Source organism: Corynebacterium sp. MSK047 (genome assembly GCF_030232285.1).
GTDB classification, from domain to species: Bacteria; Actinomycetota; Actinomycetes; order Mycobacteriales; family Mycobacteriaceae; genus Corynebacterium; species Corynebacterium jeikeium_D.
Map to the genome: position 1 here is coordinate 1 of NZ_JASPJI010000026.1, position 21,223 is coordinate 21,223.

A 21,223-nucleotide genomic window follows, 5' to 3' on the forward strand; every position below is an offset into this window, starting at 1 on the left:
CCACCACCGACACCACTCTGCGATTGGCGGCGTACCCTTCGACCGACTCAACAACGTCCCTGGACATCACACCTAGCGCAGGGCCACCTTGACCCACTGCCCCAGTCCGCCATCACCGGAAATGTTCTCCAGAATATCCTTGCCATCGACAAAGACGTGCGGTGAGGAAACCTTGCCCAAGCGCTTCTCAAGGTCATCGAAGTTGGCATTTGCGCTTGCCTTAGCCTCGGTGGTGTCGATGCCGGAACGGACTTCGCTGACAATTTCGTCAGCAACACCGAGCTGCTCCAGACGGTCAGCCAACTCATCATCGCTCCACGTGACAGAGTTCTGCTGGTCAGCCATCATCATTGTGCGGAAGTTCCAATATGCGCGAGCATCACCGGTCTCAGCAATCTTGCGGGCAACCGCGAAGACGCGAGTGGAGTGACCGTCACGCTGCTCCTTCTCCTGGCCATCCAGGAAGTTCAGCGTGCGGTATTCAGCGACAAGCTTGCCGTCGTTTAGCGCCTTGAGCTCATCATCGTGGCCCTCTTCGCTCATCTGAGCACAGTAGTGGCACGAGAAGTCCTCAAAAATCGTGGCTGTTTTAGCCCCTTCGGCGCCGTCCTTGCTCAGTCGGATGACATCGCCGTCGAGTGCGACGGAGAAGTCGACGTCCTCATCTGGCAGTCCCTCAATCGGCTGCGACCGGCCGATGTAGATAACGCCACCAATAACAACTGCAACGACAGCAAGAAGAGCAATCAGGCCGACGACGAAGCCACTGCCCTTTTCATTTGGATTCTTAATCTTCTGACTCACACCGCTTACGATAGCGGTGTTTTCTTGCCAATGACACAATTGCGCCTGAGAAAACGGAAATGGTTGTTAGGCCGCATCGCTAGGCCCCATCACCTTGCCCCATTCCCCTGGCCTATCCCCTAGGCTTCCCCTCTAGCCAGCGGACTAGGCGTAAATGGCAAACTTCTTCCACGGCCACACGTACACAAATACAGCCAAGGCCAGAAAACCTATATCTCGGGCGATTTCCGTCAGATACGTAGCGGGGCCAGCGTTCTCGTCGTAGCCACCGCCACCAAAGCACCCGCAGTCAATCTGCAGGCCGCGCGCCCACGCCGAGATAATGCCGCCGATAAACACCAGCAAGAGCGCGCCAGACAACACCGCTACCGGGCGCAGGAAAAGCCCCAATACCAGCAGGAGTCCGAGGATAACTTCGAAAGCGGGCAGCGCAACCGCTACCATCGGCACCAAATCGCTCGGCAGCAGCTCATAAGCTTGAACTGCCTGACGCGATTCCAGCGGGTTCAGCAGTTTGATAAGACCCGAGTACAACCAAACTGCAGCCAGGCCGAATCGTGCCACCACGCCTACGAAATTCTTCATACACAGAAATGTTAGTACAGGCTAACTGTTTACAGCTAGCCCAACGGCTACCGATTACCCGTTCAGAACTGCCGAGACCACGTCCTGCGCCTCAGCCTGAACCTGTGCCAGGTGATCCGCGCCCTTGAAAGACTCCGCGTAGATCTTGTACTTATCTTCAGTGCCCGACGGACGTGCCGCGAACCAAGCGTTCTCCGTAACCACCTTGAGGCCACCAATCGCAGCGCCGGTGCCCGGTGCTTCAGTCAGTTTGGCCGTGATGGTCTCCCCTGCCAGGGTGTCGGCCTTGACCTGCTCCGGCGAGAGCTTCTTCAGGATTGCCTTCTGCTCACGGGTTGCGTCCGCATCAGTGCGGGCGTAAGCCGGGGCACCGTACTTATCGGCGAGTTCTGCGTAGAGCTGCGATGGAGTCTTCTCGGTCACAGCCTTGATCTCGCTGGCCAGGAGGTCCAGGATGATGCCGTCCTTATCGGTAGACCACACAGTGCCGTCGTGACGCAGGAACGATGCACCAGCGGATTCTTCACCACCGAAGCCGATGGTGCCGCCGAGCAGACCCGGGACGAACCACTTGAAACCGACTGGAACTTCCACGAGCTTGCGGCCCAAATTGGCAACGACGCGGTCAATCATCGACGAAGACACCAGCGTCTTACCGACCGCAGTCTCCTGCGACCAGCCCGGACGGTGCGCGAAGAGGTAGTCAATGGCAACGGCCAGGTAGTGGTTCGGGTTCATCAGACCCGCGTCCGGTGTCACAATTCCGTGGCGATCGGAGTCCGCGTCATTGCCGGTGGAGATGTCGAACTTATCGCGGTTACCAATCAGGGACGCCATCGCATTCGGCGAGGAGCAGTCCATACGAATCTTGCCGTCTGTATCCAGCGTCATAAAACGCCAGGTCGCATCAACCAGCGGATTGACCACGGTCAGGTTTAGGTTATGCGCATCGCCAATTGCGCCCCAGTAATCCACCGACGCACCACCCATTGGGTCGGCGCCGATACGCACGCCGGCGTCACGGATGGCGTCGAGGTTGACAACATTCGGCAGGTCCGACACGTATGCGTTGAGGTAGTCGTGCTTTACGACGAGGTCTCCGGCCTTATCCACCGGCTGGCGCTTAACCCCATCCAGGCCCTTAGCCAGGTATTCATTGGCACGAGCTGCAATCCAGTCCGTCGCATCCGCGTCCGCCGGACCACCGGTCGGCGGGTTGTACTTAAAACCACCATCCCGTGGCGGATTGTGGGAAGGGGTAATCACGATGCCGTCGGCACGCGCGGAGCTACTCCCCGTCGGACCTCCCTCCACGTCGCGGTTGTACGTCAGAATCGCGTGGCTGACGGCCGGAGTCGGCGTGTAGCGATCCTGAGCGTCAACCATCACGGTGATGCCGTTGGCCGTGAGCACCTCGAGGGCGGAAATCATTGCCGGCTCGGACAGGCCGTGGGTATCGCGGCCAACGTAGAGCGGGCCTTCAATGCCCTGGCCCTTGCGGTAATCCACGATGGCCTGAGTGGTGGCATGAATGTGGTCTTCGTTGAAAGCGCCGTCGAGGGAGGAACCGCGGTGACCGGAAGTACCGAAGACGACCTTCTGGTCGGGGTTATTCGGATCCGGGTGCTTTGTGTAGTAAGCAGTGACCAGTTCCGCGACATCGATAAGGTCGGATGGCTGGGCCAATTGCCCGGCGCGCTCATGAGCCATTGTGGGTATCCTCCTGCTGAATCGGCGAACTGCGCAACCACCGATTTCACCGCCGACGAGCCGGCCGGAATGGGGAAACCGGATTTAAATGCGCCTCCTCTTCCCCAGTGTCCCCGTTTTAGGGTCGGCGCGCATGGCAAGAACCACTCGGTAAGGCAAACTCGCCCCTGCAATAGGGTGCAGTAGGTAGATTGTCGCGTGCCGACGGGAACACCTCCTGGTGAAAGATTCCGAATTGTCGGCGCCTACCGCCCCTTTCGCCACTGTGCTAGCGTTTTCACCGTGAATGAGGAATCTGTCGCTGCGAAACTGCCATCAGCAGGACGGGCGCAGGTTCTCATGGCCCTGGTTGTCGCCGGCGGTGCCGCTATTGGCGCGGTAAGTCGCTTTCTGCTCGGCGCGGCAATCGATGCGATTGTGAGCTCGGGAACTAGCGCAGTTTCGACCACTGTCATCAACTTGTTGGGCTGCTTTCTCTTCGGCCTGGTCAGCAGTATCGCGTTTGCTAATCCTCGGCTTTCCGCTTTCTGCGGTACTGGCTTTTGTGGCGGTTTCACCACTTTCTCCGCATTTGTCATTCTCTTGTTGGTGCAAGCGGACACGTCAGTCGTACTGATTGTGAGCGTCGGACTTATTCATTTGCTGTGCTGCCCTCTCGCCTACTGGTTGGGCACCAAGTGCGCACGGGAGGTCGCGGAATGACCGGCGATCTCCTCGGCTCTTTTTCCTCGGCGCTGTCTGCCATCCTCGCTATCGCAGTTGGCGCGGCAGTAGGTGGAGCGCTGCGCTATGCGCTGGCCGAACTTGCGGTGAAGTGGGCTGATTCCAAACTGCCCGGAACGTGGACCGCGAATATGATTGCCTGCTTCGTCGCCGGTGTCGCTGCTGTGGTGTGGTCGCGGGGAACGTCGATAAGCAATGGCATGACGCCTGCTCTGGTCTATGCGACGGTAATGATTGGCTTCGCCGGCGGCCTGTCGACGTGGTCCACACTCGCCGGAGAGATCGTACGCCTTAAGAACCAACACTTTTGGAGGGCGTGTGGGTACCTTGCTCTCACACTGATTGGCGGAATAGTTTTTGCTTTCGCCGGAATGTGTTTACCCCCACTTGTGGCGAATTAGTAGCACAATAATCATTTTCTGAGAATTTAATGATCGGATTTAGGCTTTCTACCAGTAAAGTTCCACAGCATGGAAAGCTTCAGCGATTTTGCCTCAGCGGCGGATAGTTTTATTTGGAGTCCGTATCTCCTGATCCCCGCGCTGATCGGTACCGGAATCATTTTGACCATTCGCCTGGGTGCAATTCACCTGGTCAAACTCGGCCCGGCACTGCGCCTCGGACTCATCGACCGTAACGACGAAGACGCCGAGGGAGATATCACCAACTACCAGGCGCTTGCGACGGCTCTCGCGGCAACAGTCGGTGTCGGCAACATTGTCGGTGTCGCTACCGCGATCGGCCTGGGTGGACCTGGTGCGCTGTTCTGGATGTGGGTGACCGGCCTGCTAGGTATGGCATCGAAGTACTCCGAGGCATTCCTGGGCGTGAAGTACCGTCAGGTCGATGCAGCTGGCGAACAGTCCGGTGGTCCGCAGTACTACCTGCGCAAGGCCATCCCGAATGGTTTTGGTAAGACGCTGGGCATTCTCTTCGCCGTCTTCGCTGCGCTGGCAGCGTTTGGTATCGGCAACCTGACCCAGGGCAACGCCGTGGCCTCGAACCTGGAAAACAGCTTCGACATCGATCCGACGCTCTCCGGCATGATCATGTTCATCCTGGTAGGCGCAGCTCTGATGGGTGGCATTAAGTCGATTGGCCGCATCACCGCCGGCTTTGTGCCGATGATGATTGTGCTCTACATCGGTGCGGCCGTGTGGGTGCTCGTCGCCAATGTCTCGGCGCTGCCCGAGACCTTCAAGCTCATCTTCACCGATGCTTTCACCGGCACCGCGGCCGTTGGTGGGTTCGCAGGATCCACGCTGATTCTCGCCCTGCAGATGGGTGTTGCCCGCGGCCTGTTCTCCAACGAGTCGGGCCTGGGTTCCGGTGCTATCGCCGCTGCCGCCGCATCGACCACTCACCCGGTTCGTCAGGGTCTGGTCTCCATGACTCAGACCTTCATTGACACCATCATCGTCGTGTCCTTCACCGGCCTGGTTATCATCAGCACCGGTGTTTGGCAGGATGGCAACGTCGACACTGGCGCTCTGACTGCTGAGGCATTCTCCCGCGGACTGCCTGGCCACTGGGGTGGCACAATCGTCACGCTGTCGGTTGTCTTCTTCGCATTCTCCACCATGCTGGGCTGGTCCTACTACGGTGAGCGCGCATTCGAGTCCCTGGTCGGTCGCCGCGGCACCGGTCTCTACCGTGCGGTCTTCACCTGCGTAGTCTTCGTCGGCGCTGTTACTCATCTGGAAACCGTCTGGTCCGTCGCCTCGGCTCTCAACGGTCTGATGGCGCTACCGAACCTCATCGGTCTGATTGTCCTGTCCGGGCTCATTGCGCGCGAGACAAAGGCCTACCTCAAATTTGACCCGCAGTTGCGCGCAACGGCTGCAGAGATTGATAAATGGCAGTCTCAGCAAAACTTCGAGGCCTTCAGCAAGAACTAGCTGAAACTAGCAGCTGCTCGTAGGGACTACGGCAAAAACTACGAGCAGGTCTGCGCGGTCTCCGGCTTTTCGATTGCCGCAAGCGCGTCGTCAAGCACAGAGACCTTTACCAACTTCATATCGCCTCGGTCGGCAGTCACAGCCTCTGCGCAATTGCCTTCCGGCACGAAGAACATCTCGGCGCCCTCATCTCGGGCGGCCGAGATTTTGTGTGTAATGCCACCGATTTCGCCCACGTTGCCGGCAGCGTCAATAGTGCCGGTGCCAGCGAGGTGCTGCCCCTCGGTCAAATCGCCTGGACTCAGCTTGTCAATCACTCCGAGCGTCATCATGAGACCCGCCGACGGACCTCCAATGCCGCTGAGCTGGTACTCAACCTTGGTGTCGTCCGCGGATTGCGCCCCCATCCCAACGCCGAGCAGCGCGGCATTCTTCTGATGCGGGTTTTCCGCCAGTGTCACAGAAATATCGACGGCTTTCTCGGGGTCAGAGTCCTCGCCCTTAGCAGTCTTCTGCTTGTCGACGGTCGCAGACTTGACCCTCAACGTGACAGTATCGCCCGGGTTGCGTCCGGCAATAATCGCCTTGACTTGCTCAGGCTTGCTTACGGCCACCCCATCCACGGCGAGAATCACATCGTCTTCATGCAGTCGCCCATCGACGGGACTATCCGGCACTGTGTAGGCGACGGTGACTTCCATCGGCAACCCGAGATGTGCCAGCGCAGCGGAGGTGGCATTGGCCTCCGACTCGGTGAATGCAGCCTTGTTCTCCTCTTCCACCTCGTCTTGACTCTGGCCCGGAGGGAAGACCGCCTCAATGGGGACGATATCGTTGTCACGATCGAACCACAGGCCAATGACCTGCGGCAATGTCAGGTTATGTCTGACTGCGACGGTTGTCATATCCAGCGTGCCCTTAGAGCGTTCGGAGTCCGCAGCACTGCCACTGACCGAGATAATGCTCTTGCCCTCGACATCGCTGAGGACATCGAAGACCGGGCCAGGCCCCTGCGCGGCATAGGGCACTGTCAGCGTTGGCAGCGAGAGCACAGTTGCCAACGCGGCGATGGGCACAGCGCCCGCAACAAGAGTTTGGGTACGACGATTCACAAATAACACCCTACATTCTCGCTATCTGCCTACTGGACACCTGATGAATCTTGTCCGTGTCTGTTCGCTGGGCGCGAAGTTGCCAATAAAGTGGTGCTTTTAAGTACTCACGCGGGTCATTGCCCGGTACGGTGGGAGCATGAGTTCTAACGGATTTGGCTTTGGTCCGAACGACAATGATGACGATCGCGACGACGCTGGCAACAATGACTCCGGTCAGGGCGGTCAGGGCGGCCAGGGCGGTCCTTTCGGTTTCTTCGGGTTTCCCTTCGGTGGCATGGGCGGCGCCGGTGGCTTCGGTTTCGGCGGCCCCGGGCAGCCCGGCAGCGGCGCCTCCGGCAAGGGGGACCAGCCGAACTTGGGCGATATTCTCAACCAGTTCGGCGAGATGTTCTCCGGCATGGGGCAGCGATTCCAGGAGTCTAACTCTGGCCCTGTCAACTACGACGCGGCCGAGCGCGTTGCGCGGACCCGTCTTGGTAACCCGGCTCCGGTGAAGGACTCGGCCCGCGAGGCGCTGACTGATTCCCTGCGCCTGGCCGAACTGTGGCTAGATGACGTCACCTCCCTGCCGGCTGGTGTCAACCGCGTAGAAGCGTGGAATAGCCTGCAGTGGTTGGAGAACACCAAGTCGACATGGACTCGCCTTGTCGATCCCGTCGCCAGCCGCATGAGTGATGCCTCCCTCGAGGGTGTTCCAGAGGAAGCTCGCGAGATGATGGGGCCGATGCTGGGCATCATGCGCCAGATGAACTCGATGAGTTTCGGTACTCAGCTAGGAAATGCGCTGGCGGAGTTGGCACAGACGAGCCTGACTGGTTCTGACCTCGGGCTGCCGCTACACACCACTGGTGCGGCGGTACTGCTGCCAACGCATCTCGTCGCTCTCGCGGAGGAACTCGAGGTTCCAGCGCGCGATCTGTTTATCTACGCCACTGCCCGCGAAGCTGCCCACCAACGTCTCTTCGACCGCGTGCCATGGCTGGCTGAACGCATGATTTCCTCTGTCGAGGAATACGCTGCCGGCATCGTCATCGATTACTCGGCGATTGAAGAGGCCGCCCGCGGTCTGGATATTGAGAACATGCAGGATCCGCAGCGTATGCAGGAGGCTATGAGCGAGCTGCAGAATATGGATCTGAGCCCGAAGATTCGTTCTCGTAACGAGAATGCTCGTACTCGTTTCCAGACGCTGCTAGCACTGGTCGAGGGATGGGTGGACATGGTTGTCACCGATGCCCTCGGTGAGCGTCTATCGGGTGCCGCACAGCTGGATGAAGCCTGGCGTCGTCGCCGCGCCACCGAAGGTGCTGAACAGGCGCTGGAGAAAGCCACCGGCATTGACCTCGGATCCCCCAAGGTGCGTGAGGCAACCAACTTGTGGCACCGTCTGACCACCGCTGTGGGCATCGAGCGACGCGACAAGGTCTGGGATCACCCGGACTTCCTGCCCGTGGCAGAGGATTTGGATGAACCCGCGGCTTTTATTGATTCGGTTCTTGGCGGCTCGGAAAACGATGACTTCGACCCGATCGCAGAGCTTGAAGAGCAGCTGCGCAAAGAAGCCGAAAAGCGCGCGGCTGACGGCAACGACAGTGACGCCGACGAGGACAATTCTGGCGACGCCGACGACGATAAGTAGCGAGTTAGCTCTGGGTTCCCCAGCGCTGATACGCCTCTAAATAGCCCCGTGCCCGTTCGTGGTACGGGGCTTTTGCCGCCCAATACCAGAACTCTTCGGTATGACCACCGTCGACGAAAGTGTGCACCAGTTCGTGCACAATGACGTCGTCGAGGACGTACCCCGGGACGTCGGCAAGCCTGTGCGAAATGCGAATGCGCCCCGGACTATCGACGCCGCCGGTGACCGATGCCCACCTGCGCGACATGTTCTTGACCCATTTGATTGACTCGAACCGCGGGCGATCTTCCAGCACCGTACGAGAGAGCAGCCGTGCGCGGCGCTCCAGCTCGGAATTATCCAGGTTGCTGCCAACTTTCTTCCGCACTCGCGCAACAATTTCATTGACCTGCTGTTTTTCCGCAGCGGCGCTGAGATCGTCCGGAACCATGACAATGATCCGGTTTCCCTCCGCGCGGGCGGACACAGTACGGCGGCGGCGCTTCGAGCGCCGAACCTCAACATCCGGGCCGTACTCAGGTCGCTTGGTGCTCATGCTTTTTAAGCGTATATGCTCTGCGCTGCGATTGCGTAAAAGCTGGCCCCGGGGTAAAAGATATTTTTATGGGGGAATACAGGGATACGTCTCGGGGGCGGGATGGTACGGCTGGCGTAATAGGTTCGCACACACCCGCGGCACAAACACTTGCCGCACCTGCCACGGACTACGCGCTGCGGCCGGAGGTACCGATTGTCATGCGCCCAGGCGCGCGGATTCAGTTCGGCGTGGAACCGGAGCGCAGCATGATTCTGCCGCTTTCCGACGGCACCCCGCCGGGGCCTGTCTTCTCGGCGCTTCTTGCAGCTCATAGAGGTAGCACCTTAAGCGAGGCCTTTACTGACAGTCACGACAAACTGTCACCGCAGTTCATTACCGCACTTATCTCCGACCTTCACCGAGCCGCGCTGGTCCAAAAACCACCGACACGGCGGAGGATTACGCTGATCGGTCGGGACAGCTTGCGCACCGGACTTTTAAAGGAGCTTCGTCGCACGGGTTGTGGTAGTTGGACGACGGCAATGTCGCCCACTCGCAATGCGACGCTGAAAATATCTCAATCCACACCGGAAGAGATCGGGCTCGCGGTGGTCACGGGCATGGAAGTACCGAGCATGCCCTTGGTTCGCGCTCTGTTTCATCGTGGAATTGAGCATCTGCACACGCATTTCCGCGATGGGGCACTGATTCTTGGGCCGCTTGTTCAACCAGGTCAAGGGCCCTGCTCGATGTGTTTCGAAGCTTATCGACGAGACCGCGACCCCGTCCGGGCACTGATTGCGCTACAGCTTCGCACTTTTACGCCCGTGGCCGCACCGGAATGGCTGAACACAGCGGTGCCACTGTTGGTTGGGCAGCTGCGGCGGCCGGATCTCTCAGATCTATGTGCAACGGAGGTGCGCATAGATCTGGAAAGCCTCGATATCACCCGCACTACTGTTGCTCCCCACCCGCAGTGCCCAGTGTGTGGTCATGGCAACTCGCAGATGCAGTTCATGTAATTCGAAGTGCCTTGAGCAGAATCTGACTAGGAATTCACGAAAGAATTGACGATTCCCAAGATGCCTTCGCCGAAATGATTGAGCTTCGCTTCTCCAATTCCGGGAATCTGCAGAAGTTCCTCCGGCGTAGTCGGCTGCTGCTCACCGATGGCCAGAAGGGTCGCATCGGAGAAGATCACGAATGCGGGGACCGTCATTTCCCTCGACATTTCCAGGCGCCATGCACGCAATGCTTCCAGTAGTGCAGGATCCGCACTGACTGGGCACTCTTCACAACGCCCTGAGATCCGCTCGGCATCGGTGTGCAATGGCTTAGTACAGCCCTTGCACTGTTTGGACTGCTGACGCTTACTGCGGGAACTAGAGCTCCTTGAGCTTCGCTGTGCCTCAGCCGAGTAGTCAGAGACATCAATGTCGAGTTCATCGAGGAATCGTGTGCGGCGACGTGACCTGCGGCCGCCTTCTGTCCGCGACAATGACCAAGATAGCTCCAGATGTTCGCGGGCTCGAGTAATGCCGACATAGAACAGACGGCGCTCTTCTTCGATGGCTTCCGCCCCCTGTGCAGGAGATCGGTCGAATTTATTCAGCGCATGTTGGATAGGCAGCGAACCGTCGGTAAGCCCAACGAGGAACACCGCATCCCACTCCAGCCCCTTGGCTGCATGCAGGCTAGCCAGCGTCACGCCATCCAGCGTCGGTGGATGTTTGGCCTGCTGCCGGGTGTGCAATTGGCCGAGGAGCGCCTGGATATTGACCTCGGTGTTGGCATGAACGATGTCCTTACACAGGTCAAATAGGGCGCGCAGTGACTGCCAACGTTCCCTGGCACCAGCGCCTTCCGGCTCTTGGTCAGTCATGCCAAGACCCGCGAAAACCTGCTTGACCAAATCCAATAGATTCGTGCCCTGCAATGTCGGAACGGTCCGTGAGGAACGGGAAACTCGCACAAGTGCGGCGATGGCATCGCGGATCTCGGGACGCTGGTAGAAACCGTCCCCGCCACGAACCTGGTAGGCGACTCCTACCTCGGACAGAGCCTGCTCAAAAACTGCGGACTGTGCGTTGATGCGGTACAAAACGGCAATCTCCGATGCCGGCGTTCCCGCGTCGATAAGCCGCTTGATGCTGCGCGCGGTCGCGCGAGCTTCCATCGGCTCATCGTCGTACTGATTGAAAGTCGGCTCCGGGCCGTCTTCACGCTGCCCAATCAGTTTCAGCCGCGAGCCGGCGATACGCCCCTGCGCACGGCCGATGACATTGTTGGCCAGCTCGACGACCTGTGGGGTCGATCGGTAGTCCCGCTGCAGGCGGACCACTGTGGCTTCCGGGTAGTCCCGAGAGAAGTTCATTAGGTACTGCGGAGTCGCCCCTGTGAAGGAGTAAATCGTCTGGTTGGCGTCCCCGACAACTGTGAGGTTGTCACGGTCTCCCAGCCAGGCGTTGAGAACTCGCTGCTGTAACGGGGTGACATCCTGGTACTCATCGACGACGAAGCACCGATACTGGTTGCGGAATTCCTCCGCCACTGCACGGGAATTCTCCATCGCACCGGCGGTGTGGATGAGCAGGTCGTCGAAGTCAAGCAATAGCCCGTCAGGAGTGGTTTTTATGTCCTCGTAAGCGCGATAGCAATCGACAATTTTTTCCGCAGACAGAGGCGCCGTGCGCCCATGCTCCCGCAGCGCGGCTTGGTACTGATCCGCACCGGCCAAAGTCGCCTTCGCCCACTCAATCTCGCCCATGACATCGCGGATTGTTTCCTTGGAGGTGTCCAGGCCCACTCGACGTACTGCTTGGGCGACAACACGGAATTTCTTGTCATCCAACAGCTGCCAAGGCATATCACCGGCGACTTGAGGCCAGAAGTAGCGCAGCTGACGAAGAGCTGCCGAGTGGAAAGTACGCGCCTGGACTCCAGGCGTTCCCATCTTTGCCAGGCGGTCGCGCATCTCTCCTGCTGCACGCGAGGTAAATGTCACCGCTAATACCTTCTGCGGCTGCACAAACCCCTGGTCAATGAGGTACTTGATGCGATGAGTAATTGTTCGGGTCTTACCTGTACCGGCTCCAGCAAGAATGCACACCGGCCCCATCGGAGCCGTTGCTGCCTCGCGCTGGTCTGGATCCAGCCCAGCTAGATAATCCGGCTCGTTCACATCCGCCTCTGAGTAAGTCAAAAGTTGTTAGACCCCATTTTTAAACTGGTCGAGTGCTATTCGTCATTGCTGTAGACACGGCGGACGTACAGCAGCCGGTCGCCTGGCTCCACCGACTCACACTCCGGTGAATCAATTCGGTACAGCTCACCCGAGCGCACCACGCCGAGTGCAATATCCGCGAGGTGCCGTGGGCTGGCACCGATTTCCTCTTCGGTGACCAGCCTCTCTGCAACAGAGAATCCTTCATCCGGGCTCAGGAGGTCTTCCATCATCTCAACCACCGAAGGAGTCACCGTGGCCAGCCCCAGCATTCGGCCGGCGGTTTCAGAAGAAATAACCACTTGGTCTGCTCCTGACTGCGTCAACAAGTGGCGGTTTTCTGATTCACGCACCGAGGCCACAATTGAGGCACCCGGCGCCAACTCACGAACCGACAACGTGACCAGCACCGCTGTGTCATCTTTGTTCGGTGCAACGACTATAGAGCGGGCACGCTGAATACCAGCTAACTTCAGCACATCGGATTTAGTAGCCGACCCATGCACCGTCGCCAAGCCTTGATTCGAAGCGTGGTCGAGTGCTTCCTTGTCCGTATCAATAACAACGATTTCTGCCGGATCTACGCCGTCCGCGAGAAGAGCTGCAATGGCAGAACGACCCTTGGTGCCGTATCCGATAACGACGGTGTGGTTGCGCAACTGTCTCCTCCAGCGCTGAATTTGCAGGGTTTTCCGAGATTCTTGGGTCAAAACGGTCAGAGTAGTACCGACCAAGAGAGCAAGGAAGGCCACACGCAGTGGCGTAATGATCAAAATATTGAGTAATCGAGCCCTCTGTGTCACCGGCGTGATGTCACCGTAGCCCGTCGTCGACAGACTGACAGCCGAGTAATACACCGCATCGATGAAGGTGAGAGGCTCCGTATATCCGTTGCGGTCGTAGTAAACCACGACGGATGCAATCAGCAGCAAAAATACGGCGTAGTTCAAACGACGTATGATTAGCCGCCAAGGATTCTTCGGCGCGGACTCAGGCAGGCCAATGACTCCCAGCAGTGCATGTCCGGGAAGATCATTGAGCCCGGTTTCGTATCCCGAAGATTTCCGAATTGGATTACGCAACCGCTCCTCGCCTGCCTTTCATGAAAACTCCTCCCGGTGAAAAATAGCGCATACAAACTGCTGCTTTCACCTGGATAACTGGCCACGGCCACGCGGCAGTTACATACGTAGATGATTATCCAATCAGCTCGCGCATTTTCCTGTCTAACTCTATCCTGCTTGGCAGTAGCGCTTCATCTGGTATTAGCGTCCGTCCTGCCGAAACGTAGAAGAACCCGGCTTCAATGTCTTCGGGGGCAGTTTCCATTCCCATCTCGCGCAGCCTATCCGACCACGCCAGGCGGTAAATCGCCAGCTGTAGCGCCGCTACTTCCCTTTCCTTTCCGCGCGGCATCTGGCCTGTCTTCCAGTCAATGACGCTCCACTTCCCGTTGTCGTTAAACACCGCGTCGATTCGGCCGACGACCCGCCTCTGCCCGATGGCAATTTCAAACGGCACCTCTACATGCGTTGGCGTGCGGTCAGCCCACTCAGATGCCTCGAAGTTCGCCTTCAATTTCTCCAGTTCGCGTTCGGACGCGACTTGTTCTGTGCCGAGGAAGTCATCCAGTTGATCCCCGAAGAGATCCTCATCGTCCAGCAGACTGTGTGCACCGAAGCGATTCTCCAACCAAGCGTGGAATGCCGTACCTCGGCGCGCGAATCGGTTTGGCTTAAACGGCACCGGGCGTGCTTTCCGACGAGCAAACGCGACCGGATCCGCAATCATGGCTTGGTATTCGCTAGTGGACATGCTTGTCGGCATTGGTAGATGAATCTCCGCGGCCTTAGCTCGAAGGATTTCATCCACGAGAATGGTCGTTTCCGTTTCCCATACCTCAGACAGGTCACCTGCAATGGGGCGCTCATCCTGGTCTTCGCCCATGTAGCGCATGACGCTTTCGGCTGCTCGCTGCACACTATCTCGGCGGTTGCCCAGGGTATCGACGGGCCAGACCACCCCATCAACCGCAGTGTCGCAGTCCAAATCGACTTCAGTGTCCTCTACCTCAGGGTCCTCCCCATCTGTCCACGACACCACATAGTCACTGAATTGCGTGGCGATGGCTGCGAAGTCTGCCGACACGTCAGTGGGATTCTTCAAGCTCGGATTAGGCCGCCTGCTTGCAGTAACAATGAGCTTTTTTGCAGAGCGAGTCATAGCAACGTAGAAAAGGCGCTGCTTCTCTTCCCTTTCCACTTCTCGCAGCTCTTCCTTGTAGGCTTTGATCACCTTGTTGAGGTCGGTCTGGTTATCTGCGCCTGATATGTCCAGTTCAGGGGCATTGCTATCGACAGAATCAGCGACAGGAGCCCAATCGCCTGCTGCAAGCTGTGTTGCATCCTCTGTTGTTTCTGCACTAGCCGTTAGCGGATCCACTTGGGTAATTGCACCAGGAGGAAGTTGAACTGAATTGGTGAGCCACGATGACAAATCAACTTTGTCGAACTTGCTGGTGGTGATGCCCGGAACAGCAACGGTTTCCCACTCCAAGCCCTTTGACTTGTGCATAGTCATGATTTGGACACAGTTTTCCGGCATGTTCATAGGTGCCCGTTCCAAACCATCATCGTGTTCGACAGCGAATTCCAGATAGTTCAAAAACCCTGTCACATCGTCCGAGATATTTTGAGAATACGTCGCAGCGATATCGACAAACCTATCCAGATGTGCGGTTGTCGGCCTGGTTATCGCGGTAGCGGAACCGTACTGTCCAGCAGCTGCTTCTACGCGAATTCCAAACTCAGTAGCGATGTCCTCGACCAGTTCCGGCAGAGGCTTATTCAGCGAGAACCGACGTAGTTTTCGTAGGCTTGCACCCAACTGTGCGATGCGCACCATTGCTTCATCTGTGTAGTTCAGTGACTCGCTGCAGACCAACCGCCCATTTTTTTCCGCACTGCCGCGCGCCAGCGGGGTGCCGTCGTAAAAACGAATATCCGGGTCGGCGATGGCGTGCCCCAGCCCCACCGCGGACGATGCTGCTTCGGCATCTTCCACGAGCTTGTCATACTGGCGAGCGAGCTGGGAAAGCGGTGAGGAGTCTGAAGTCTCTTCGACGTTGCCCTTCTTTCGGGCCAACTCGTCCTTTCCTGCCATTGCCAGCTGATCTACACGAGTGCGAAGTGCCTCCACGTCTGCGGCACCCAAATTGAACTGTGGGCTGAGCAGCAGACGCAGAGCATCCTGGTCTGAACTGGGCTCGACCAATATCTTCATCACCGAGGTGATATCCATGACCTCGGGCAAGTGCAGTAATCCAGCGAGTCCCACAATGATTGCAGGCACACCCCGCTCAGACAGTGCATCTAAATAGACAGCCGATTCAGCATTTGTCCGAACCAGGATGGCGGCATCGAGCTTGTTGCCAGCTGCTTCACATTCGCGTAATTGCGCCTCCATGCAATCTGCGATGTATGCAACTTCTTCCTCACCGGTTGCGGTGAAAGCAAGCTGCACCTCGCCCTGGCCTGCTTTTGGCCCCGCATCCAGTGCCTCTACCGTACGAGCCTGCCCCGCAAAAGCACGGTCGGAGACTGCGTTAGCAAGCTGCAGCACTGACTGCGGGTTTCGCCAAGAAATGGTCAGTTGCTTTTTCTCCGCTGGCTGCCCATCCGACCGCGGAAAATCATTGACAAACTGCACAAGGTTTTCGGCCGTTGCTCCTCGCCAGCCATAAATTGCCTGCATCGGATCGCCGACAGCGGTGACACAACCACCGGAGAACAGCGCACGCAGGAACAGCCGCTGTGTGTGCGACGTGTCCTGGTACTCGTCGAGCATGATGACCTTAAAGCGACGCCGCTCCTCCTCCCCGACTTCCGCGAAGTCGGTGGCTAGCCGGGCCGCACGAGCCATCTGCATACCAAAGGTGGCTACATTTTCTTCATTGCACCGAGCTCGAACCTGCTCTACCAGCGGCAAAATCTCTAATCTCTCCCGCTGCTTATCGACGATGCCCTGTAGATCGCCAATTAGCCCCTCGCGTTTACCCTTCTGCGGGGTCTGCTCAATATTGCTGATGAACGCTTCGGTTTCCTCGCGAATCGCCTGCGGGGTAGACAAGTTTGAGTCGATGTTCGACCCCAGCTCAATAATGCGACTGGCCAGCGTTGATGGCGCAATATCGACATCAATTTCGGTCACATTGCGAGCTGTTTCCCAGGCCAACTGCCACTGCGTCGCGCCATCCATAATGGTGACCCCCGGCTCCGTCGGCAGCAAAAGACCATAATTGCTCACGACTTCAGAGGCATAGGCATCGTAAGTAAGCGTGGTTGGGGCAATGACCTCGAGGCTTGCTAGCACCTCTGGTGAAGCTTGTGCACGAAATGCAGCGGAAGAAGCAAGCGCATTCAGCTGTTGGCGGATACGGACGCCGAGCTCGCGCGCTGCCTTCCTGGTGAAGGTCAAACCTAGAACTTCTTCTGGGCGGATAAAGCCGTTGGCGACCAACCACACAACACGGGCAGCCATTGTCGCTGTTTTACCAGCACCGGCACCGGCGACAACAAGCATTGGTTCCATCGGTGCACCGATTACCGCCGCTTGTTGCGGGGTGGGCGGAAAGCCCTGCCCCATCATCTCCGACAGGGTGACGGGATCAATGATGGTTCGTTCCTCCGACATGACTACCGATTCCCTTCTGCTGCCGGGCACGCCTTCGAAAGCGTGCAGAACTTGCAATGATCACCAGCGAGCGCCAAGGCACGCGGGCCAGACGTCGCACGTGCTACCTGCTCTACGCGACGCTCCCAGTCAGCCAACTTGTCTTCCGTGAGCTTTGACTGTTCGCGGCTAGTGATAATGGTCTTATTGTGTGACTTTCGCGGAAATACCAGGTATGCCCCAGATTGTTCAATGCCTTCGCCGTTGTCCACAGCGAGCCCATCTCCGCTTTCAACGAGCTTCCCCTTCGACAGCGCCAGTTGATATGTAGCTAGCTGTGCGTGTCCTTCTACTTCTTTACCGGAGGGCGCTGTCTTACCGGTTTTAATATCGACGATTTGAACTGCACCATCAGCGTCTTCAATCAACCGGTCGATTCGTCCGACAATCACGATGTCATCGTTGATGTTGACATTTACTGGGACCTCGGTTCCGATATCTTTCTTAGTCTCAATCCACCGCTGCCAATCCTCCAGCCCGGTCAACCAGGTCTCTTCCTCAGTACGCTTACGCCACTCCGGATCATCGGACAGGTCCCCAAAAACACGCCGGATCTCAGACTGAGCCTCAGGCACAGTCACTCCCTTGGCGACTGCTTCTACCGCCTGATGCAGTAGAGAGCCCAGATACATGGCCGATGTCGGTGCTGATTTATCCAACATGGCCTTCAACGGACAACTCAGGGTTGCTTCCACCTTGGAGGGATTGATCCTCATCGGCTTCTTGTCATTTACCGGCTTCGAAGTCGACGGTGCACGGAGCCCCCACCAGGTGTCTGGATGTGCGCCAGCAACCTCAACCTGCGCCAATCGCGCGAGTTGACGTGCAGCTTGTCGACGCCGCGTCTCAGTCTCCGCATCGTCCACAACGGCTGCACGCAGTTCTGCCAGCAGTGACTCCACAGAGAGCACCCGTGGCAGGCCTTCACCGGCCCATGCGACATCTTCTGCCTCTGCAACATCCGGATTGCCGGCGTTTGCTTCATTATCCGTAGCCCCGACTCCGTTCGCAGACGACGAGGCTTCCGACTGTTTCACCAGCTCCGTCACCGAATTACCGAGCTTTTCAACGAGCTCGATAATAAACGGACTGGGAACTCCAACATCGTCAGGAGAATCGACTGCGGTCAGCAGTACCCTGTCGCTCGCCCGTGATACCGCGACGTGCAGCAAACGGCGTTCCTCCGCCAGCGCATCCGCCATGGAATTGATGTACTCCCGCGGCTCAATTCCGTGATCAACGAGACCGATGAACTCGTTCTGCTTCATCACCGAGCCAGTCACACCGAGGCTGGGCCACTGGCCTTCCTGGACTCCGACAACTGCTACTGCTTTCCACTGCCTGCCCAGAGCCGCATGGGCTGAGAGAATGCGCACGGCATCGCGCTCTACCCCGCTACGGTCACGTGCGCCGATGGGCAGCTCCTGCTCTTCCACAGAAGCGATAAAACCGTCAACCGTCAGTTTTGGATTCAGCTCCACACGGTCACCAGCAAAGTCGAACAGTGCCATCACAGCATCCAAATCGCGGTCAGCCGATGCGCCAGCTGTACCGCCGCGCAACGATGCCGCCACCAGATGGTCTGCCAAACCAGTGGACTGCCAAATTGCCCACAAAGTTGCTTCCACACCATCGCGCAACGCTTCACGAGCTGCGCTCAACAGATCCAGCGGCACCTGCAGCGCCTGACGTTCACGCTGCGACAGAGACTCAATAAGCTCCAGCTGTTCAGCTGTGAGTCCCTCTACCTTCAAGATTCCGATGAGCTGAGTCATCGCGGCCCCGCCGAACAGGTCGGCCTTTCGGATTCCGCGCAGCAGACGCTCTTTGACAATCGGATCCATGTTGACCAATGGGCCGGAGAGGAACTCGTCCCACTCCACGTCATCGAGCTGGTTCATAGTTGCCCGCAACGCCACCATCAGCGCTCGCACCAATCGCTGATGACTTAGCACGATGTCCGTTGGGTCAATCTGCACAGGCACACCCGCACGCGACAACGCACGGAACAGAGAGGACTCCCCTGCACCGGACCGGACGATGACAGCCATATCCTTCCATGCCACTCCCTCGTCAATATGAAGGCGCCGGAAATAGTCCGCGACTGTGGCTCGCTGTGCACGTTCAGAAGGATGAATAGCTATTTTTACTGCACTTTTAGCTGCGTACGAGTTTTCCGCTGCGACGGTATCGCTGTTGTTTCCAACTTCGGATTCACGAGCTTCCTGTGTTCCAACTGAACCGACAATGCCACGGTATGCAGGAGCCTTAGGCAAACGCTGAGAAACTGCGTTGACTAAATCCGCGATATCAGCGTTACAGCGGTAAGACTGCTGTAAGTGGATTGCCTTGTACTCGACCTCACCAGTCCCCCGGAGATAGTCATTATTAGCACCGCGGAAGTGGAATACCGATTGATCTTCATCACCAGTAATGACGGCCACCGCCGCCTGCGACACAAACCGATCCACAAGACGCGCAGCTTCCGGGGATAAGTGTTCAGCATCATCGACCAGCACCACCGACTTTCCCCACCGAGCCAGTGCTTGCGCGTCTGCATCCAGCTCCATCAATGCCGCAGAGACAATCTCTGCAGCGTTCAGGCTGGGCTCCCACGCCAACCGCATAGTCTGCTGATACTCCGCCATAAACTTGCCAGCCGCACACCACGACTCAATGCCATAGTCCACGCCGAGCTGCTGAAGCCTCGGGGCATCAATCCCCCGCTCAGCTGCACGCAGCAGAAAGTCACGAACCGCACGGGAAAAACCGACTAACGGAAGAGCCGGGCGCAACCGCTCTGGCCAATACACACCACCATCTTCCGCATGACCGGCCAAAAGTTGCCGCACGACAGCATCTTGGCGTGCACCAGTGGTCAACGATGGTTCAGGCTCTCCCCGACTGACGGCGGCATCACGTACTACTGCATAGGCAAGCGAATGCACGGCACGCACCATGCCACCTTGACCTGCCCCGACCGAACCGCCTTCCCCCAGTTCAGAGGCAAAACGCCTGTCAATATCCCGCCTCAATTCCGCGGCGGCCTCTTTTGACTGTGACACCACCAAAATGCTGTCCGCCGGAATGCCCGCCTGCATGTAGTCCACCGCGAGATCTGCCAGCAGCGAACTCTTACCAGTCCCTGGACCGCCTAAAACACGCACAACAGGCTGGTTTACAAGCTTGTTCTCTACCACGAGCGCCTGATTATGGGAAGGGAAAAGCGTCTCTACCGCAGTACCCAACCACTGCCGACGACGAGGAGGTTCCTCCTGGACGAACCGAACCTTCGGCATTCCATCTACGTTCATGTGCACCATTGTGGCACAACCTCCGGACCAACACTCGAACACCTATTCGAAATAGGGAGAAAAATACCCCCGCCCAAAAAACGCCTGTAAATACTGCCCGGCGTTACTTAGACACAAACGCGCGAACTAGCGAAGCCGCGCGGAACAGACCGCGATACGCACCCGGCTGCGATTCTGGACTAACAGCGTGGACAAAAAGTCGATAACACATCGCACGAACGAGCAACTGACCGAAATCCGGCAGGTGATCGAAGCGCCGCAGTAGCTCCTCATCAGCCCCCATCATGGACAGACAATCCACTGCCGCCAAGGCAGCTGTCCAACCACGGACATGCCACGCTGGCACGATATCGGTGAGAACCGGGGCGGCCGTGCCGTCGTAAAGCAGCGTGCCGACGAGGTCTGCGTGACAGACCTGCAGAAGCTCCGTTGGCACAACCATCTCTGCCCGCAGCTGGAGAAGATCACCGGAGATCGTGAGAGCCTCGGCACAATCGGCGCGGGGGACGCTATCCGCGTCGAGAAGCTGCTCGAGGATGCCGATTGGGTCAGAGTCCCAAGCTGCGCGATTACACATGACGAAGTAATCGGGCTCTTTATCAAGGAGGAACTGTGGCCGTTCAATACTGGCAAGCGACTCTTCCACGCGACCAGCGGCCACAATGGTTTCATCGGCACGTGGCGCGAATCCCCCCGGGATGAAATGACGAGCCTGCCACCCAGCAATGACTAAGCGGCCGTCACTGGTACGCACGGATTTCGCCACTCGGACGCCATCGACATCTAGCGCACTGCGAACCTTCGCAGACCACAGCGCCTGCGCCGAATTATGTACCGGCGAAAGGACAATGGAATCGTCGTAGACCCAGCCATTGTCCCAAGCTCGCCCGGCACGATGCGGCTCGCCCTCGGCACCAAAGGCCTCTAAAACACGGTCGGGAGGAGTGGCGATCATAATCTGCTA

The 21,223-nt window shown here is 58.0% G+C and carries 15 protein-coding genes; 5 read left to right on the forward strand and 10 right to left on the reverse strand.

Going from position 1 to position 21,223, the window contains the following annotated elements:
- Positions 1-72: 72 nt before the first annotated feature.
- The 3 genes from QP981_RS09850 to pgm form a co-directional block, all read right to left on the reverse strand.
- Positions 73-804, reverse strand: coding sequence for a DsbA family protein (locus tag QP981_RS09850; protein WP_016422244.1), 732 nt, complete (start codon positions 802-804; stop codon positions 73-75).
- Positions 805-948: 144 nt separating this feature from the next.
- Positions 949-1,389, reverse strand: a complete 441-nt coding sequence (locus QP981_RS09855) for a MauE/DoxX family redox-associated membrane protein (protein WP_016422243.1) — start codon at positions 1,387-1,389, stop codon at positions 949-951.
- 54 nt (positions 1,390-1,443) lie between these two features.
- Entirely contained in the window at positions 1,444-3,099 is a 1,656-nt protein-coding gene (gene pgm / locus QP981_RS09860; RefSeq protein WP_272708162.1) for a phosphoglucomutase (alpha-D-glucose-1,6-bisphosphate-dependent), read from the reverse strand.
- Positions 3,100-3,381: 282 nt separating this feature from the next.
- On the opposite strand from pgm, the gene QP981_RS09865 reads away from it, so the two are divergent.
- The 3 genes from QP981_RS09865 to QP981_RS09875 all read left to right on the forward strand — a co-directional run bounded on the left by QP981_RS09865 (position 3,382) and on the right by QP981_RS09875 (position 5,720).
- The gene (locus QP981_RS09865) at positions 3,382-3,801 is read left to right on the forward strand and encodes a fluoride efflux transporter FluC (protein WP_242458714.1); all 420 of its coding nucleotides are present in this window, start codon (positions 3,382-3,384) and stop codon (positions 3,799-3,801) included.
- Positions 3,798-4,223, forward strand: coding sequence for a fluoride efflux transporter FluC (locus tag QP981_RS09870; protein WP_272708160.1), 426 nt, complete (start codon positions 3,798-3,800; stop codon positions 4,221-4,223). The genes QP981_RS09865 and QP981_RS09870 overlap by 4 nt, the downstream gene beginning before the upstream one ends.
- Positions 4,224-4,292: 69 nt before the next feature.
- Positions 4,293-5,720, forward strand: coding sequence for an alanine/glycine:cation symporter family protein (locus QP981_RS09875; RefSeq protein ID WP_048733326.1), 1,428 nt, complete (start codon positions 4,293-4,295; stop codon positions 5,718-5,720).
- A gap of 38 nt (positions 5,721-5,758) precedes the next feature.
- Here the strand turns inward: QP981_RS09875 and QP981_RS09880 are convergent, their stop codons facing one another.
- A complete protein-coding gene (locus tag QP981_RS09880; RefSeq protein WP_049193355.1) occupies positions 5,759-6,832 on the reverse strand; it encodes a YlbL family protein in 1,074 nt (357 codons plus the stop codon).
- Positions 6,833-6,971: 139 nt separating this feature from the next.
- Between QP981_RS09880 and QP981_RS09885 the strand changes: the two genes are divergently transcribed.
- A complete protein-coding gene (locus QP981_RS09885; RefSeq protein WP_016422237.1) occupies positions 6,972-8,474 on the forward strand; it encodes a zinc-dependent metalloprotease in 1,503 nt (500 codons plus the stop codon).
- A gap of 4 nt (positions 8,475-8,478) precedes the next feature.
- On the opposite strand, the gene QP981_RS09890 is transcribed toward QP981_RS09885, so the two are convergent.
- Positions 8,479-9,009 carry a YgjP-like metallopeptidase domain-containing protein gene (locus QP981_RS09890; RefSeq protein ID WP_016422236.1) on the reverse strand — a complete coding sequence of 177 codons (531 nt, stop codon included), beginning with the start codon at positions 9,007-9,009 and terminating at the stop codon, positions 8,479-8,481.
- Between the two features lie 68 nt (positions 9,010-9,077).
- On the opposite strand from QP981_RS09890, the gene QP981_RS09895 reads away from it, so the two are divergent.
- Positions 9,078-10,013, forward strand: a complete 936-nt coding sequence (locus tag QP981_RS09895) for a TOMM precursor leader peptide-binding protein (protein ID WP_042388472.1) — start codon at positions 9,078-9,080, stop codon at positions 10,011-10,013.
- 26 nt (positions 10,014-10,039) lie between these two features.
- On the opposite strand, the gene QP981_RS09900 is transcribed toward QP981_RS09895, so the two are convergent.
- The 5 genes from QP981_RS09900 to QP981_RS09920 all read right to left on the reverse strand — a co-directional run bounded on the left by QP981_RS09900 (position 10,040) and on the right by QP981_RS09920 (position 21,214).
- On the reverse strand, positions 10,040-12,109 hold the full coding sequence (locus tag QP981_RS09900) for an ATP-dependent DNA helicase UvrD2 (protein WP_042389201.1): 2,070 nt from the start codon (positions 12,107-12,109) through the stop codon (positions 10,040-10,042).
- 119 nt (positions 12,110-12,228) lie between these two features.
- On the reverse strand, positions 12,229-13,296 hold the full coding sequence (locus tag QP981_RS09905; protein ID WP_016422233.1) for a potassium channel family protein: 1,068 nt from the start codon (positions 13,294-13,296) through the stop codon (positions 12,229-12,231).
- Between the two features lie 115 nt (positions 13,297-13,411).
- Positions 13,412-16,906, reverse strand: coding sequence for an ATP-dependent helicase (locus QP981_RS09910; protein WP_284857947.1), 3,495 nt, complete (start codon positions 16,904-16,906; stop codon positions 13,412-13,414).
- A gap of 2 nt (positions 16,907-16,908) precedes the next feature.
- Positions 16,909-20,259 (reverse strand): ATP-dependent helicase, encoded by a 3,351-nt coding sequence (locus QP981_RS09915; protein WP_255468784.1) that lies wholly within the window; start codon positions 20,257-20,259, stop codon positions 16,909-16,911.
- A gap of 103 nt (positions 20,260-20,362) precedes the next feature.
- Positions 20,363-21,214, reverse strand: a complete 852-nt coding sequence (locus QP981_RS09920) for a TIGR02569 family protein (RefSeq protein WP_049191104.1) — start codon at positions 21,212-21,214, stop codon at positions 20,363-20,365.
- Between the last annotated feature and the right edge of the window lie 9 nt (positions 21,215-21,223).